The sequence below is a fragment of the Pseudomonas sp. Tun-23181 genome, from assembly GCF_057415455.1.
Window position 1 is genome coordinate 3,326,152 of record NZ_CM171630.1, and the last position, 16,377, is coordinate 3,342,528.

Sequence of the window (16,377 nt, forward strand, 5' to 3'; positions counted from 1 at the left end):
CGGCCTCATGAGAAATCCGGGCTAGGCGGATGGCGTAGAGGCCGAAGGCATCGACGCCCACGCCCACGGTGCCCTGGGTGAAGCCCGACGAGAAGGTGCCGATGAAGCCTTGGCCCCACTCGATCTGGTCGTTGGTGCCGTGCTTCTTGTCGCGGTTGATGTAGGCGTTGCGCAGCAGGACGCTGGCGCTACTGTCTTCGATGAAGCCCTTGCTTTCGGCCTGTTCGTTGGCCTGGGCCTGAGTCGCGGCGATCATCGCCAGTGCGACCAGGCTGATCCTGGTTTTCAACATGTTGTTTTCCTTATTTCTTAATCAAAAACGCTCTGCAATATGACGCCAGGAACCAACGCCCCTTCGTAGGTTCGACGCTATGCGGATCCGAACTGAAAAGGCCCGCCAGCAGCGGGCCTCGCAGCAGCATGGCCAAGTCATGGCCAGCAGGCGTTGGCCGAATCCTAGCCGCCTGTGCTTCGGCATGTCAAAAAATCGTGAAATGCAGGTGGTTATAACCAAGATCATGCGTTTGGCAGGTGTGTTCGTGGCCATATCCCTCCAGCTTCTGGACAATTTGCCTCTTGTCGGCAACTGCCCCGGCCAGTGGGTGGAAGGAGACTCCCGGGTTACCCGCATGGCTCGGGACCCGGGGGCGCGAAGCGGCCCCAAGACGCCCGTTTGACGGGCCGGTATTCGAGTCGCCATAAGTACGAAACATCTACGACTAAAGTCGTAGAAACAAAGTGATACATATGTAAAGACAAGAGCTTACAAATACCCGAGCAAGAGCAAATAACAAGCATTATCATCCGCATCCATTTTTCACCTACCGCCCTTTCGGATGTGTCCATGCTTGTTCCCTGCCGCCTGTCACCCCTGACGCTGGGCCTGTCGCTGCTGTTCAGCGCCGGGCTGGCCAATGCCGCCACCACTACCCTGCCGGAGCTGTCGGTCACCGCCGACAGCGACCGTGAGCGCGACACCCCCAGGGTCAAGGAAGTCAGCACCGCGACCCGTACCTCCACGCCGGTGCGCTACGTACCCCAGGCCATCGACACGGTGAAGACCGACAACCTCCTGGACTACGGCAGCAATACCCTGGGCAAGGCCCTCGAAGGCATCCCCAACGTCAGCAGCGGGGCCGACACCCGCTTCGACAGCGTGCGTATCCGCGGCTTCGATGCCAGCAACGACTTCTACCTGGACGGCATCCGCGACGATAGCCAGTACGTGCGCGACCTGCACAACATCGAGCGGATCGAAGTGCTCAAGGGCCCGGCAGCGGTGCTCTACGGCCGTGGCAGCCAGGGCGGCATCGTCAACCGGGTGAGCAAGGCACCCGAGCACGGCCGCCGCTCGAGCATCGAGGCCCGTGGCGGCAGCGAAGACCTGCGCAGCCTGTATGCCGACCTCAGCGCCGACCCCAGCGACACCCTCAGCCTGCGCCTGAACATGGGCAACGAAGACAGCAACAGCTTCCGCGACGGCGTGGACGGCAACCGCCAGCTGTTCGCCCCATCCATGAGCTGGCAACTCACCCCGGAGCTGAACTGGCTGGTGCAGTACGAGTACAGCCGCTACAACCGTACCCCGGACCGTGGTATCCCTGGCGTCGACGGCCGCCCGGCGGATGTCGGGCGCGACACCACCTACGGCGATACCCAGCGCGACTTCATCGACGACAAGGCCCAGTCGCTGCGTTCGCGGCTGAACTACCAGCTCAGCGACAACTGGCAACTGCGCCACACCCTGGGCCTGTTCAAGCTCGACAGTGAGTTCGACAATACCTACCTGACCGGCTACGCCCCCAGCACCAACCTGGTCTCCCGCCAGCGCTGGCAGCAGGACCTGAACACCCGCAACCTGTTCAACAACCTGGAAGCCGAAGGCGACATCGCCACCTGGGGCCTGGAACACAAGCTGCTGGTCGGCGTTGAGATCGGCAACCAGCGCCGCGATCCGCTGCTGCGCTCCGCCGGCCCGTCGGTACCAGGGGTGGACCTGGACAACCCCGACCGCAGCCAGCAGCACAACGGGCCGATGACGGTGACCAGCGACAACCACACCGTGGTCGACAGCCGTGGCCTGTACCTGCAGGACCAGATCCGCCTGAACGATCAGTGGCAGATCCTCGCCGGCGTGCGCTTCGACCGCTTCGAGGTGGAAACCACCAACAGGCTGAACGGCCTGTCCGAGAAACAGGACAGCACCAGCACCAGCCCACGCCTGGGCGTGGTCTATTCGCCCTGGCGCGAGCATTCCTTCTATGCCTCCTGGAGCAAGACCTTCTCGCCGGTCGGTGGCGGGCTGATCGGCATCACCCCGGGCGCGACGGGCAATGCCAACCAGACCAGCCCGGAACACACCCGGCAGAAAGAGATCGGCGTCAAGAGCGACTGGCTCGACGAGCGCCTGACCACCACCCTGGCCCTCTACGAGCTGGAGCTGTACAACCGCCGCACCCGCGACCCGAACGACCCCACCATCACCCTGCTCAGCGGCCTGCAGCGCTCGCGCGGCATCGAGCTGACCGCCACCGGCAACATCGTTGGCAACTGGTACGTACGCGGCGGCATCGGTATCCAGGACGCGACCCTCGTCAAGGACAACAACGGCCAGGAAGGCAACCGCATCAACAACGTGGCCAAGCGTAACGGCAGCCTGTTCATCACCTGGAAGCCGGAGCTGGGCTGGTACGCCGAGACCGGCCTGACCCTGGTGGGCGAGCGCTATGCCGACAACCAGAACACCACGCTGATGCCAGGTTATGGACGCTGGGACGCCCTGGCCGGCTACCGCACCCATGACTGGGATGTGCGTGCGGCGCTGAGCAACATCACCGACAAGACCTACTACAGCTCGGCGACCAGTGCGGCGCAGATCCAGCCGGGCGAGCCGCGCAGCCTGGTGGTCACCGGGACCTACAGCTTCTGACCCTGTGGCAGTCCCTGCAACGAAAAACGCCACCGCGACATGCGGTGGCGTTTTTCGTTGCAGGGCTCCTGCCCGGGTCAATGCCAGTCAGCCAACAGCGCCTCGAGCTCCGCTTCGCTGATCAGGCCTTGAGGGTATCGCCCATCCAGCAGACGTCGTGGGTCGGTCGTCCTGACCGGATGGCTTCCATGCTGTTTCAACCACTGCGTCAGGATCCTGAGCGATTGGTGGTTCACTGCCGAGGGGGGCAAAACCGACTCACTTGCTGCATTCATCTCCACACGTACTCCCTGGGGCCGTGAGCGGTTAACTTACGTTGGTTTTGTTACAGAACGGCGTAGGCCTAACTGTATGAAACACAATGAAAAAACAATACAAATCCTGTGCCATGCCCCCCACCGGCCATCGCCAGGAAAAGAAAGGGGCCGCTTCACGGCCCCTGGACATCAACCGCGCTTGACCGGCGCTGGTTGCTGCTGGGTCAGGCAGTGGATGTTGCCACCGCCGAGCAGCAGTTCGCGGCCCGGGATCATCACCACTTCATGATCCGGGAAAACCTTGGCCAGGATCGCCCGGGCCTGGGCATCGGCCGGGTCGTCGAAGCTCGGCGCGATGATCCCGCCGTTGACGATCAGGAAGTTGACGTACGAACCGGCCAGGCGCACCGACGGGTTGCGCTCCTGGCTGCCGAGCACCTGGTCGACACCGGCGCACTCTTCTTCGGTGGCATACAGTGGGCCCGGGATCGGCATCTTGTGCACCACGAACTCGCGGCCCTTGGCGTCGCGGCTGTTCTTCAGCACGTCGTAGGCAGCGTGGCAGCGCGCGTAGTTGGGGTCGTTGGAATCGTCGGTCCAGGCCAGTAACACTTCGCCGGGGCTGACGTAACAGCAGAAGTTGTCGACGTGGCCGTCGGTCTCGTCGTTGTACAGGCCTTCCGGCAGCCAGACGATGGTTTCCACCGCCAGGTGTTCACGGAGGATCGCTTCGATCTGCTCGCGGTTCAGGTGTGGGTTGCGGTTGCGGTTGAGCAGGCATTCCTCGGTGGTGATCAGGGTACCTTCGCCATCCACATGGATCGAGCCACCTTCGAGCACGAAACCTTCGGTGTGGTAGCGCTGGCAGCGCTCCATCTCCAGGACCTTGGCCGCCAGCGCCTCATCGCGGTTCCAGGGCGCGTACAGGCCGCCCTCGAAGCCACCCCAGGCGTTGAAGCCCCAGTCCACCCCACGCACTTCGCCCTGGTCGTTGATGACGAAGGTCGGGCCGGTGTCGCGCACCCAGGCGTCGTCGCTGCTGATTTCCACCACGCGGATGTTGGGCAGGTCCAGTTGACGGCGGGCATTCTCGTACTGGCCGGCGGAGACGGCCACGGTGACCGGCTCGAAGCGGGCGATGGCCTTGGCCAGGGTCACGTGTGCGGCCTGCGCCGGCTTGCCGCCCAGGCGCCAGTTGTCCGGGCGCTCCGGCCAGACCATCCAGACCTGGGTTTGCGCAGCCCACTCGGCAGGCATGTGGAAGCCGTCGGCACGCGGGGTGGTGTTGAGGGTTTTCATGGGTAACCTCTGCGAAGGCCCGGCGCCGGTTGCGCCGGGTCGTTGATCGATCAGGATTCCAGCGGGCCATCCAGGTCGAAAGTATGCACCAGCACACCTTCCGCGGTCGTGGCGGGTTCCTGTTGGTGACGTGGCGAAATTTATAACCGATAAATATCGACTTTAAAAGCCAAAAAACAGACTTGACCGACATAAGGCTGCCGCCTAGAACGATAAAAATCTGGCTGAGACGTCTCAGGTGGTATTTGGGGGCCGCTTCGCGGCCCCCGGCAGCAGTTGAACGTCTGCGCCCTACCGCCGCTAGAGATCCTCCCCCAGCACCCGGTCGACGCTGTCGACGAAGTAATCCACGCTCTCCCGCGTGGTGCACATCGGCGGCTTGATCTTGAGGATGTTCAGGTAGTCGCCGGTCGGCTGCATGAAGATCCCCAGGTCGCGCAGCCGGTCGCACAGCACTTTGGTTTCCTCGCTGGCCGGTTCCAGGGTCTGGCGATCGCGCACCAGCTCCAGCCCCAGGTAGAAGCCCGAGCCATGGGCGGCGCCGGCAAGTGGATGTTTATCGACAAGCGCTTGCAACCGCGCCTTGAAATACCGCCCCACCTCGCGGGCGTTGTCCCACAGGCCCTCGTCGCGCATCACGTCCAGCACCGCCAGGCCGATGCGGCAACTGACCGGGCTGCCTCCGGCCGAGGAGAAGAAGTAGCCCTCGGCCTCCAGCGCCTCGGCGATCTCCCGCCGGGTGATCACCGCCCCCAGCGGCTGCCCGTTGCCCATGCCCTTGGCCATGGTGATGATGTCCGGCACCACACCCTGCTCCTCGAAGCCCCAGAAGTATTCGCCCAGGCGGCCGTAGCCCACCTGCACCTCGTCGGCGATGCACACCCCGCCACGCGCGCGCACCTTGGCATAGGCCTGGCGCAGGTAGCCCTGGGGCAGCGCGATGCCGCCGGCATTGCCGTACACCGGCTCGCAGATGAAGCCGGCCAACTGCCGGCCGCGCGCGTCGAGGTCGGCGAGCTTGGCCTCGACATCGCGCAGGTAGCCGGCGGCGCTGTCCGGGCCACGGTAACGGCCCCGGAAGGTATTGGGCGCTTCCACCGGGTGCACCCAGTCTGGCCGGGTCTCCAGGGCCTGGGGGTTATCGGCGATGGACGTGGAGATGGCATCGGTGGCCACCGACCAGCCGTGGTAGGCCTCCAGCACGCTGAGCAGGTCGCGCCCGCCGCTGTAGGCCCAGGCCAGGCGGATGGCCAGGTCGTTGGCTTCGGTGCCGCTGTTGACCAGGAACACCCGGTCGAAGCCCTCTGGCGCCAGCGCCAGCAGGCGCTCGGAAAACTCGGCGATGGCCGCGTAGTGAAAGCGCGAGTTGGTGTTGACCCGCGACCACTGCCGGGCCGACTCGGCCGCCATGCGCGGGTGGCCATGGCCGAGCACGGCGACGTTGTTGAGCATGTCCAGATAGGAGCGGCCCTGCATGTCGACCAGGTAGTTGCGCCAACCCCGCTCGATATGCGGTGGCTGCGCATAGTAGTGCTTCTGCGAACGGGCGAAGCTGGCCTCGCGGCGGGCCAGCAGGGCTTGCGGGTCGACCAGCGGTTCGGCGTCGCAATCGAAGCCGAGCAGGGGCCGTGGCGACGGGCACAGGGCCAGCCACGCCTGGGCCTGCGAGGGCATGGCGAAGAACGGGGGCTGCTGGCCGTCGTCGCGGCACAGTTGGACGCCCAGGAAGCCGCAGGTGGTTCCCAGCACTTGCCCTTTGGCCAGGGCCTGGCCATCCGCCGGCGCCTCTTCCAACCCCTTCAGCCACAGGCTCCAGTGCGAGGTGCGCAGGCAGCCCCGGCCATCGCCATCACGTTGCCAGGTGCCCGCTGCTGGCGCCTGCAGCACGCTGCCAGGCGGCACGTTCAGCTCCACGCCCAGGACGCAGGTGGCCGGCTCCTGGGGGCGATCGACATGGGTCTGCGACAGCCGGTACTGGCCGTGCAGGGTGCAGGCCGGGGTGGCTTGCGCAGCCAGCAGGCGCTGGTCGAAGCCGGGTTGCTCCCAGTTGCCCGCCTCGCAGTGCGGGCTGAGCACGCCCAGGTCGAGCCGTGCCACGGCCTGCCCGGCCAGGGCCGGCAGCAACGGCACGCACCCATCCAGTGCCAGTGGTGCCAGGGCGTGCCCGCCAGCCTGCAGGATCGCCGCCTCCATCAAGGCGAAGGGCAGGCTGCAGGCGGTATCGAAGATCTCCCATTCGTGGGGGATGTTGTCGCGGATGTACTGGTTGCCGGGCTCCACACGCAATTGCTCTTCGCTGCTGAGCACCAGGACTGCGGCACGCATCAGCACCAGCGGCCACAGCGCACGCAGCTCGGCTTCCTGCAAGGGGTTGATGGCCTGGTAGGCACTGACCGCCGGCAGGATGCGCAGCGGATCGCCTTCGGCGTGGTGCAGCAGGGCCGCACAGGTGACGGACAGGTCAGCGATGCGCCAGGTGCGCAACAGGTCGCCGAAGTCGATCACGCCCTGCAACTGCCATTGGCGTTCGGCGTCGCGGGCCCAGACGGTGTTGTCGTCGGTGATGTCCAGGTGCACGGCCTGGCTCGGCAGCGCCCCTGCCAGGGGCTGCAGGCGCTCGACGGCAAGACGGGTGACCTGCTCGACTTGCGCACGCCGCCTGTCGTCCTGCAAGGCTGGCAGCAGGTGCCCGATCAGCGCCTGTGCATGGCGTGGATCCCACTGCAGGGTGCGCTCCAGGCCTGGGTGATCGAAGCCTGCCAAGGCCTTGTCGACTCGAGCGCACAAGCCGCCCAGCTCGGCCATCAGGCACGGCGCCATGTGCTTGAGGCGGGTCAGTGGCTGGCCGTCGAGGTAGTCGAGCAGGCGCACCCGCAGCGGCTGGCCGTCGATGTCCAGCGTCAGCAGGTCCTGGCCGTCGCGGGCCTGGCGTACCGCCGGCACCGGCAGCCCCTGCGCGCGCAGGTAGGCCAGCGCTGCATGCTGGGCCTGCAGCTCCACCTCGGCATAGCTGCCGTGGCAGGCCTTGAGCACGAAGCGGCCCTCGGCGCTGTCCAGGCACAGGTTCAGGTCCTGCTGGCTGCCCAGGGGGTGCAAGGCCCCTTCCAGGTCGTAGTGCGCCCGCAGCAGGGCGTGGGCCTGGGCTTCGCCGAGCGAGGGGCTGGGCTGGCTGGAACGCTGGATCAGGGTGCTGAGGGGCATGGAAAAGGTACCTCGTTTTTTTGTCGCTTATATCGCCACCGCTGCTGCCGATATACAAGAGGCAGGCGATGACTATGTCGATCGGTCAAGGCCGGCAAAGGCTCGACGGCATCGCTTGTAACCCGGCCCCCGAGCCGCCAAGCTAGTGTTTCCAGGGGACCTGAACCCGCTTTTCCAGAGGCAGTTTGAGATGCGCATTCTCGTCACGGGTGGCGCCGGCTTCATCGGCTCGGCCCTGATCCGCCACTTGATCGACCACACCGAGCATGAGGTGCTGAACCTCGACAAGCTCACCTACGCCGGCAACCTCGAGTCCCTGCGCAGCATCGCCACGAATACCCGCTACGAGTTCGTCCAGGCCGACATCGCCGACCAGGCCACCGTCAGCGCCTTGCTGGCGCGCTTCGAACCCCAGGCGATCATGCACCTGGCGGCCGAGTCCCACGTGGATCGCTCCATCGACGGCCCGGCGGCGTTCATCCAGACCAACATCGTCGGCACCTATGCCCTGCTGGAGGTCACGCGCGCCTGGTGGAGCCGGCTGCCGGCCGAACAGCGCAGCGCGCTGCGCTTCCACCACATTTCCACCGACGAGGTCTATGGCGACCTGCATGGCGCCGACGACCTCTTCACCGAGTCCACGCCCTACGCGCCCAGCTCGCCCTACTCGGCCAGCAAGGCAGCCTCCGACCACCTGGTCCGTGCCTGGCATCGCACCTACGGCCTGCCGGTGCTGATCAGCAACTGCTCGAACAACTACGGCCCGTTCCACTTCCCCGAGAAGCTAATCCCGCTGATGATCCTCAATGCCCTGGCCGGTAAGCCGTTGCCGGTGTATGGCGATGGCCAGCAGGTGCGTGACTGGTTGTTCGTCGAGGACCATGCCCGCGCCCTGCTCAAGGTCGTGAGCGAAGGACAGGTCGGCGAGACCTACAACATCGGCGGCCACAACGAGCAGAAGAACATCGACGTGGTACGCGCCATCTGCGCCCTGCTCGAAGAGCTGGCGCCCCAGCGCCCAGCCGGCGTCACCCACTACGCCGACCTGATCACCTTCGTCCAGGACCGCCCCGGCCATGACCTGCGCTACGCCATCGACGCCGGCAAGATCGAGCGGGAGCTGGGCTGGGTGCCGCAAGAAACCTTCGACAGCGGCCTGCGCAAGACCGTGCAGTGGTACCTGGACAACCGCCAATGGTGCCAGCACGTCCAAGATGGCAGCTACCAGGGCGAGCGCCTGGGCAATACCGACTTCAAGGACCTGATCGCATGACCAAGGGCATCGTCCTGGCAGGCGGCTCCGGCACCCGCCTGCACCCCATCACCCTCGGCGTCTCCAAGCAGCTGCTGCCGATCTACGACAAACCGATGATCTACTACCCGATCTCGGTGCTGATGCTCGCGGGCATCCGCGACATCCTGCTGATCTCCACGCCCCAGGACCTGCCGCAGTACCGCCAGCTGTTCGGCGACGGCAGCCAGTTCGGCATCGCCCTGAGCTACGCCGAGCAGCCCTCGCCCGACGGCCTGGCCCAGTCCTTCCTGATCGGCGAGCAGTTCATCGGCAACGACCCGGTGTGCCTGATCCTCGGCGACAACATCTTCCACGGCCAGGGCTTCAGCGAGCAGTTGCTGCGCGCGGTGAACCAACCTTCCGGCGCCACGGTGTTCGGCTACTGGGTCAAGGACCCGGAGCGTTTCGGCGTGGTCGAGTTCGACGACCAGGGCCGCGCCCTGTCCATCGAGGAAAAACCCATCGCGCCCCGCTCCAGCTATGCCGTGACCGGCCTGTACTTCTACGACAACGATGTGATCGAGATCGCCAAGGGCATCCGCCCGTCAGCCCGAGGCGAACTGGAGATCACCGATGTCACCAACGCCTACCTCAAGCGTGGCGACCTGCGCGTGGAGCGGTTCGGTCGTGGCTTCGCCTGGCTCGACACCGGTACCCACGACAGCCTGCTGGAGGCCTCGCAGTACGTGCAGACCATCGAGCATCGCCAGGGCCTGAAGGTGGCCTGCCTCGAGGAAATCGCCTTCCAGAAGGGCTGGATCAGCCGCGAGCAACTGCTGGCCAAGGCCCATGAACTGAAGAAGACCGGCTATGGCCAGTACCTGGGCAAGCTGGCGGAAGAGTACCCATGAACGTCATCGCCACGCAGATCCCCGACGTGCTGATCATCGAGCCCAAGGTGTTCGGCGACAGCCGGGGGTTCTTCTTCGAAAGCTTCAATGCCCGTGCATTCGCGGCGCAGACCGGCGTCACCGTCGACTTCGTCCAGGACAATCACTCCCGCTCCCAGCACGGCGTACTGCGCGGCCTGCACTACCAGGTGCAGAACCCCCAGGGCAAGCTGGTCCGCGTGGTCCAGGGCGAGGTGCTGGACGTGGCAGTGGACATCCGCCGCAGCTCGCCGACCTTTGGCCGCTGGGTGGCGGTGCGCCTGTCGGCCGACAACCATCGCCAACTGTGGATCCCGCCGGGGTTCGCCCATGGCTTCGTGGTCCTGAGCGAATCGGCCGAGTTCCTGTACAAGACCACCGACTACTACAACCCCGCCGCCGAGCGTTGCATCCGCTGGGACGACCCGGACCTGGCCATCGACTGGGCCGTGCCAGGCCCGCCGCAGCTGTCGGCCAAGGACCAGGCCGGCGTATCGCTGGCCGAGGCGCAGCTGTTTCCATGAAGATCCTCGTGTGCGGCCGCAACGGCCAGCTCGCCCAGGCGCTGCAAGGCGCACTGGCGGGCTTGGGCGAACTGCACCTGCTCGGCCGCGAGCAACTCGATCTGGCCCACCCCGAGGCGCTGCGCGAACCGCTACGCCAGCTCGCCCCCGACCTGATCGTCAACGCCGCGGCCTATACGGCAGTGGACCAGGCCGAACAGGACGCGCAACGGGCTTTCGCCATCAACGCCGAAGGCCCACGGGTACTGGCCGAGGAAGCCGCGCGCCTGGGCGTGCCGTTGATCCACTACTCCACCGACTACGTCTTCGATGGCAGCAAGCCCAGCCCCTACACCGAACAGGACACGCCCCATCCATTGAGTGTCTATGGGTGCAGCAAGCTGGCCGGTGAGCAGGCCATCGCCGCGGTCGTGGGCGAGCACCTGATCCTGCGCACCAGTTGGGTCTACTCGCTGCACGGGCGCAACTTCCTGCTGACCATGCAGCGCCTGCTGCAGGAGCGGCCGCAATTGCGCGTGGTGGACGACCAGATCGGCGCACCGACCTGGACCGCCACCATCGCCGCCAGCACCCGCGCCCTCATCGAGCGCTGGCAGGCCGGCCAGCCCGGCGCCTGGGGCACCTACCACCTGACCGCCCAGGGCGAGACCTCCTGGTTCGGCTTCGCCCAGGCCATCGGCGAACACCTGCGCGCCCAGGGGCTACCCTGCGCCGAGCTGCTGCCGATCCCTTCCAGCGAATACCCGACCCCGGCACGCCGCCCACGCAATTCGCGCCTGGACTGCTCGCGCCTGGCCCGTGAATGGCAGGTCAGCCAGCCGCACTGGCGCCAGGCGCTGATCGACTGCCTCAAGTAGCGCATAATTGCGCCAGATCCTTCTGGCGCATCACCATGACTTCGATTTCCACGCCTCCCCGCCGCCCACGCTGGCGCAGCCTTGCCCTGCTGGCCCTGTGCCTGGCCCCGCTGCTCTGGCCACTGCACCATCTTGCCGAACGCTACTACCAGGACGAACTGGCCTCGCAGAACCGCCAGACCCTCGACCTCTACGTCGCCAACCTGCTCGGCACCCTGCACCGCTACGAGACCCTGCCGCAGATTCTCGGCGACCTGCCGGCCCTGCGCGGGGTGCTGGCCGACCCGTTCAAGACCGAGGCGGTGACCAACGCCAACCGCCTGCTCAAGAGCATCGTCGAGCAGACCGGCGCCGAGGTGATGTACCTGATGGATATCAGCGGCAATACCCTGGCCGCCTCCAACTGGGACAAGCACGACAGCTTCGTCGGTCGCAACTTCGCCTTCCGTCCCTACTTCATCGAAGCCATGGAGGGGCGCCTGGGGCGTTTCTTCGGCCAAGGCACCACCTCGGGCAAGCGGGGGTATTTCTTCGCCGCGGCCGTGCACGAGCGCGAGCGGGTGGTCGGCGTGCTGGTGGTCAAGGTCGACCTGGACCACACCGAGACCTTGTGGGGGCGTACCCCCGAACAATTGCTGCTCACCGACCAGAACGGCGTGGTCGTGCTGACCTCTCGCCCCGACTGGCGTTTCCGGGCCACCCGCGAGCTGACCGAGGCCGAGCGCGAGGCGATGATCGCCATCCAGCCCTACCCGACCCAGGCCCCGCAGCCGCTCAACCTCAACCCCTCGGCCTGGCTGGTGCAGAGCCGCGACATCCAGGAGACCGGCTGGAAGGTCAGTATCCTCGCCCCCCGCATGCTGGTGGATCGCTCGGTGCAGACGGTCATGGCCATCGGCGCTGGCACCCTGCTGGTACTGATGCTGCTGGCCGGCCTGGTGATGCAGCGGCGGCGCCACTACATCGACCGCATCGGCTTCGAGGCGCGCGGGCGCCAGGAGCTGGAAAAGCGCGTGATGGAGCGCACCGCCGACCTCGAAGGGCTGAACGCCCGCCTGAAAACGGAAGTGCTGGAACGCGAGCAGGCCCAGCAGGAGCTGGTGCGCGCCCAGGACGAGCTGGTCCAGGCCGGCAAGCTGTCGGTGCTCGGCACCATGTCGGCGAGCATCAGCCATGAGCTCAATCAACCGCTGGCGGCGATCCGCAGCTACGCCGAGAACGCCGAGATCCTCCTCGACCACGAGCGCACCGAGGACGCCCGCGGCAACCTCAAGCTGATCGGCGAACTGACCGGGCGCATGGCTTCGATCATCGCCCACCTGCGCGCTTTCGCCCGCCGCGACCAGCATGCCCCGGAGAGCGTGGCCCTGCAGCCGGCGCTGGACGACGCCCTGGCGCTGCTGGCCAAGCGCCGCCGTGCCATGGCCGTGGAGCTGGTCCGCGACCTGCCGGATGCCACGCTGTGGGTCCAGGCAGGCGAGACGCGCCTGCGCCAGGTACTCGGCAACCTGCTGGCCAACGCCCTCGACGCGCTGACCGAGAAGGCCAACCCGCGCAAGCTGTGGCTCAGTGCCGAAAAGCGCGACGGCTACGTCTACCTGTACATCCGCGACAATGGCCCTGGCTTCAGCCGCCAGGCCCTGGAACATGCCAAGGAGCCGTTCTTCACCACCAAGACCCGGACCCAGGGCCTGGGGCTGGGCCTGGCCATCTGCGAAAGCCTGATGCACGCCCTCGGCGGTGAGCTGCTGCTGGGCAACCACCCCGAAGGGGGTGCCCTGCTGACCCTGCAACTGCGCGTGGCCAAGCCCGGCGCCAACCTGCAACCTTCGGAGGACCCCTCGGCATGAGCCCCGAGACACTGATCGACAGCCGCGCCCAGGTCATCCTGGTGGACGACGACCCGCACCTGCGCCAGGCCCTGAGCCAGACCCTGGACCTGGCCGGGCTCAAGGTCGTCTCCCTGCCCGACGCCCATGGCCTGGCCGAGCGCATCGAGGCCGACTGGCCTGGCGTGGTGGTCAGCGATATCCGCATGCCGGGCATCGACGGCCTGCAACTGCTGGAGCAAGTACAGGGCCGCGACAACGAGCTGCCGGTGCTGCTGATCACCGGCCACGGCGACGTGCCCCTGGCGGTGCAGGCCATGCGCGCCGGGGCCTACGATTTCCTGGAAAAACCCTTCGCCAGCGATGCCCTGCTCGACAGCGTGCGCCGTGCCCTGGCCCTGCGCCGCCTGGTGCTGGACAACCGCAGCCTGCGCCTGGCCCTGAGCGACCGTCAGCAACTGGCCGCGCGTCTGGTCGGCCAGTCGCCGGCCATGCAACGCCTGCGCGAACAGATCGGCGCCCTGGCCGGCACCCGCGCCGATGTGCTGATCCTCGGCGAGACCGGCGCCGGCAAGGAGGTGGTGGCGCGCGCCCTGCACGACCTGTCCAGCCGCCGCGACGGCCCGTTCGTGGCGATCAACGCCGGTGCCCTGGCCGAGTCGGTGGTCGAGAGCGAGCTGTTCGGCCATGAGCCGGGGGCCTTCACCGGTGCGCAGAAACGGCGCATCGGCAAGTTCGAGTTCGCCAATGGCGGCACCCTGTTCCTCGACGAGATCGAGAGCATGAGCCTGGACGTGCAGGTCAAGCTGTTGCGCCTGCTGCAAGAGCGGGTGGTGGAACGCCTGGGCGGCAACCAGCAGATCCCTCTGGACATCCGCGTCATCGCCGCGACCAAGGAAGACCTGCGCCAGGCCGCCGACCAGGGGCGCTTCCGCGCCGACCTGTACTACCGCCTGAACGTGGCGCCGCTGCGCATCCCGCCGCTGCGCGAGCGCGGCGACGACATCCTGGTGCTGTTCCAGCACTTCGCCGACGCGGCCAGCCAGCGCCATGGCCTTTCGCCCAATAGCCTGCAACCGGCCCAGCGGGTCATGCTCCTGCGCCATGACTGGCCGGGTAACGTGCGCGAGCTGCAGAACGCTGCCGAGCGCTTCGCCCTGGGCCTGGAGCTGGCCCTCGACGGCCAGGCGCCGGCCAGCCCCAGTGCACCGGCGCCGGTGCCCGGCGGCAACCTCAGCGAACAGGTCGAGCAGTTCGAGCGTTCGTTGATCGCCGCCGAGCTGGCCCAGCCACACAGCTCCATGCGCAGCCTCGCCGAGGCCCTCGGCATCCCGCGCAAGACCCTGCACGACAAGCTGCGCAAGCACGGCCTGAGTTTCGAAGGCAGCAGCAGCGGGCACGACGACCAGGAGGACAACCGCCCATGACCACCGACAGCCAGTATCTGCAATCCGTACTGCACAGCGACATTCCCCTGACCCGGCAGATGGGCCTGGAGGTCATCGACTGGCAACAGCAATGCCTGCGCTTGCAACTACCCCTGGCCGCCAACGTCAACCACAAGAGCACCATGTTCGGCGGCAGCCTGTACTGCGCCGCGGTGCTGGTGGGCTGGGGCTGGCTGCACCTGCGCCTGCGCGAACTGGGCATCGACGATGGTCATATCGTCATCCAGGAGGGGCGGATCAACTACCCGCTACCGGTCACAGGCACCGCCGTGGCGCGCTGCGAGGCGCCGGACGACAAGACCTGGGAACGCTTCGTGGCGCTGTACCAGCGCCGCGGCCGGGCACGCCTGACCTTGGACACCGTGGTCAGCAATGCCGGCAGCGACGCGCCCGCCGTGACCTTCAGCGGGCAGTACGTGCTACATCGCTGAGGCGAGTTGCAGCAGTGCCTGGCGCCAGTCGGCGGCGCCGGGCAAGGCCAGGAAGAATGGGTTGAGCAGCGATTCGCGCGGCGGGTAGAGGAACGGTTGGCCATCCAGGCCGATCACCTCGCCGCCGGCACCTTCGAGCACGCCCTGGGCAGCGGCGGTGTCCCACTGGGAGGTCGGCGCCAGGCGCGGGTAGCAATCGGCGGCGCCTTCGGCCAACAGGCAGAACTTCAGCGAACTGCCGATATTGGCCAGCGCCAGTTCACCCACGGCGCTGCCCAGGCCGGCCAGCAGGGCTTCCTGCTGCGGGCTGGAGTGGCGCCGGCTGGCGACCACGGTGAAGCGCGCCCCGGCAGGTGGGGCGCTGCGCACCTGGATCGGCTCGGCCTGCGCCCCCGCTTCGGCGCGCCAGGCACCCAAGCGGCGACCGCCGAAATAACAGCGCCCGTTGGTCGGCATGGCGACCACGCCGAACACCACCTCGCCGGCCTCGATCAAGGCGATGTTGACGGTGAATTCCTCGCTGCCGGCGATGAACTCCTTGGTGCCGTCCAGCGGGTCCACCAGCCACCAGCGCTGCCAGGCCTGGCGCTCGGCCAGGGGGATGTCGCAGTCCTCCTCGGACAGCACCGGGATCTGCGGCGCCAGGGCTTGCAAGCCCTCGACGATGACCCGGTGGGCGGCCAGGTCGGCGGCGGTCACCGGCGAGTCGTCGGCCTTGGTGGTCACCGCGACGCCAGCACGCCAGAACGGCAAGATGGCCTTGCCGGCCAGGCCTGCCAGCCTGGCCACCTCGTGCATCAGCTGTTGGTCGTTCATACCTCGAGCAGCCCCCGCTGGGCCAGCAGGTCACGAGCCAGGTACAGCGCCGCCAGGGCACGGCCTTCGGAGAACTGCGGGTGCATGGCCAGGGCCGACAGTTCACGCAGGCTGACCTTGTCGACCCGCATCGGCTCGGGCTCGTCGCCTTCCAGGCGCTCCTCGTAGAGGTCGGTGGCCAGCACCACCTGGATCTTCTGGCTCATGTAGCCAGGCGACAGGGAGAGTTCGGTCAGGTGCTCCAACTGGCGCGCACCGAAGCCGGCTTCTTCCTTGAGTTCGCGGTTGGCCGCTGCCAGCACGTCCTCGCCCGGCTCGATCAGGCCCTTGGGCAGGGACAACTCGTATTCGTCGGTGCCGCCGCAGTATTCCTCCACCAACACTGCATGCTCGGCGTCGAGCATGGCCACCACCATCACCGCACCGTAGCCATTGCCGCGCCCGACCAGGCGCTCGTAGGTCCGCTCGGTGCCGTTGGCGAAGCGCAACTGTACGGCTTCGACCCGGAACAGGCGACTGCTGGCGACGATCTCGCGGCTGAGGACGGTGGGTTTCTGGCGCATGGGGCGGCTCCTTGGCGTGAACGGGTTACTATACCGTGGCTTGCCGACTGATCGAGAATT

The 16,377-nt window shown here is 66.8% G+C and carries 13 protein-coding genes and 1 pseudogene; 8 read left to right on the forward strand and 6 right to left on the reverse strand.

Annotated elements, in window-relative coordinates:
- Nucleotides 1-22: 22 nt before the first annotated feature.
- Nucleotides 23-292, reverse strand: a pseudogene (locus ACDI39_RS15830) (OprD family outer membrane porin); the annotation flags it as partial.
- A gap of 552 nt (nt 293-844) precedes the next feature.
- On the opposite strand from ACDI39_RS15830, the gene ACDI39_RS15835 reads away from it, so the two are divergent.
- Entirely contained in the window at nt 845-2,929 is a 2,085-nt protein-coding gene (locus tag ACDI39_RS15835) for a TonB-dependent receptor (RefSeq protein WP_225786617.1), read from the forward strand.
- A gap of 77 nt (nt 2,930-3,006) precedes the next feature.
- On the opposite strand, the gene ACDI39_RS15840 is transcribed toward ACDI39_RS15835, so the two are convergent.
- The 3 genes from ACDI39_RS15840 to ACDI39_RS15850 all read right to left on the reverse strand — a co-directional run bounded on the left by ACDI39_RS15840 (nt 3,007) and on the right by ACDI39_RS15850 (nt 7,686).
- Complete coding sequence (locus tag ACDI39_RS15840; protein WP_225786862.1) at nt 3,007-3,204, reverse strand: hypothetical protein; 198 nt, start codon at nt 3,202-3,204, stop codon at nt 3,007-3,009.
- Nucleotides 3,205-3,375: 171 nt separating this feature from the next.
- A complete protein-coding gene (gene aguA / locus ACDI39_RS15845) occupies nt 3,376-4,485 on the reverse strand; it encodes an agmatine deiminase (protein WP_225786618.1) in 1,110 nt (369 codons plus the stop codon).
- 300 nt (nt 4,486-4,785) lie between these two features.
- Nucleotides 4,786-7,686, reverse strand: a complete 2,901-nt coding sequence (locus ACDI39_RS15850; RefSeq protein ID WP_486536934.1) for an aminotransferase — start codon at nt 7,684-7,686, stop codon at nt 4,786-4,788.
- Nucleotides 7,687-7,876: 190 nt separating this feature from the next.
- Here ACDI39_RS15850 and rfbB point away from each other — a divergent pair, with 190 nt between their 5' ends.
- The 7 genes from rfbB to ACDI39_RS15885 are packed head-to-tail and all read left to right on the forward strand — an operon-like array spanning nt 7,877 to nt 14,938.
- Nucleotides 7,877-8,959, forward strand: a complete 1,083-nt coding sequence (gene rfbB, locus ACDI39_RS15855; protein ID WP_253080281.1) for a dTDP-glucose 4,6-dehydratase — start codon at nt 7,877-7,879, stop codon at nt 8,957-8,959.
- On the forward strand, nt 8,956-9,831 hold the full coding sequence (gene rfbA, locus ACDI39_RS15860; RefSeq protein WP_253090682.1) for a glucose-1-phosphate thymidylyltransferase RfbA: 876 nt from the start codon (nt 8,956-8,958) through the stop codon (nt 9,829-9,831). Before rfbB ends, rfbA begins: the two co-directional genes overlap by 4 nt.
- Nucleotides 9,828-10,373 (forward strand): dTDP-4-dehydrorhamnose 3,5-epimerase, encoded by a 546-nt coding sequence (gene rfbC / locus ACDI39_RS15865; protein ID WP_253090681.1) that lies wholly within the window; start codon nt 9,828-9,830, stop codon nt 10,371-10,373. The genes rfbA and rfbC overlap by 4 nt, the downstream gene beginning before the upstream one ends.
- Nucleotides 10,370-11,230: a dTDP-4-dehydrorhamnose reductase gene (gene rfbD / locus ACDI39_RS15870; protein ID WP_225786623.1), complete on the forward strand. Its 861-nt coding sequence runs from the start codon at nt 10,370-10,372 to the stop codon at nt 11,228-11,230. Before rfbC ends, rfbD begins: the two co-directional genes overlap by 4 nt.
- Nucleotides 11,231-11,265: 35 nt before the next feature.
- The gene (locus ACDI39_RS15875) at nt 11,266-13,080 is read left to right on the forward strand and encodes a sensor histidine kinase (RefSeq protein WP_225786624.1); all 1,815 of its coding nucleotides are present in this window, start codon (nt 11,266-11,268) and stop codon (nt 13,078-13,080) included.
- On the forward strand, nt 13,077-14,486 hold the full coding sequence (locus ACDI39_RS15880; protein WP_253080284.1) for a sigma-54-dependent transcriptional regulator: 1,410 nt from the start codon (nt 13,077-13,079) through the stop codon (nt 14,484-14,486). Before ACDI39_RS15875 ends, ACDI39_RS15880 begins: the two co-directional genes overlap by 4 nt.
- A complete protein-coding gene (locus ACDI39_RS15885) occupies nt 14,483-14,938 on the forward strand; it encodes a thioesterase domain-containing protein (protein ID WP_486536935.1) in 456 nt (151 codons plus the stop codon). The genes ACDI39_RS15880 and ACDI39_RS15885 overlap by 4 nt, the downstream gene beginning before the upstream one ends.
- Here the strand turns inward: ACDI39_RS15885 and cysQ are convergent.
- Both cysQ and nudE read right to left on the reverse strand, forming a co-directional pair.
- Nucleotides 14,927-15,754, reverse strand: a complete 828-nt coding sequence (gene cysQ / locus ACDI39_RS15890) for a 3'(2'),5'-bisphosphate nucleotidase CysQ (protein WP_486536936.1) — start codon at nt 15,752-15,754, stop codon at nt 14,927-14,929. The two genes, ACDI39_RS15885 and cysQ, sit on opposite strands and share 12 nt — an antisense overlap.
- A complete protein-coding gene (gene nudE / locus ACDI39_RS15895) occupies nt 15,751-16,317 on the reverse strand; it encodes an ADP compounds hydrolase NudE (protein WP_225786628.1) in 567 nt (188 codons plus the stop codon). The genes cysQ and nudE overlap by 4 nt, the downstream gene beginning before the upstream one ends.
- Nucleotides 16,318-16,377: the final 60 nt, after the last annotated feature.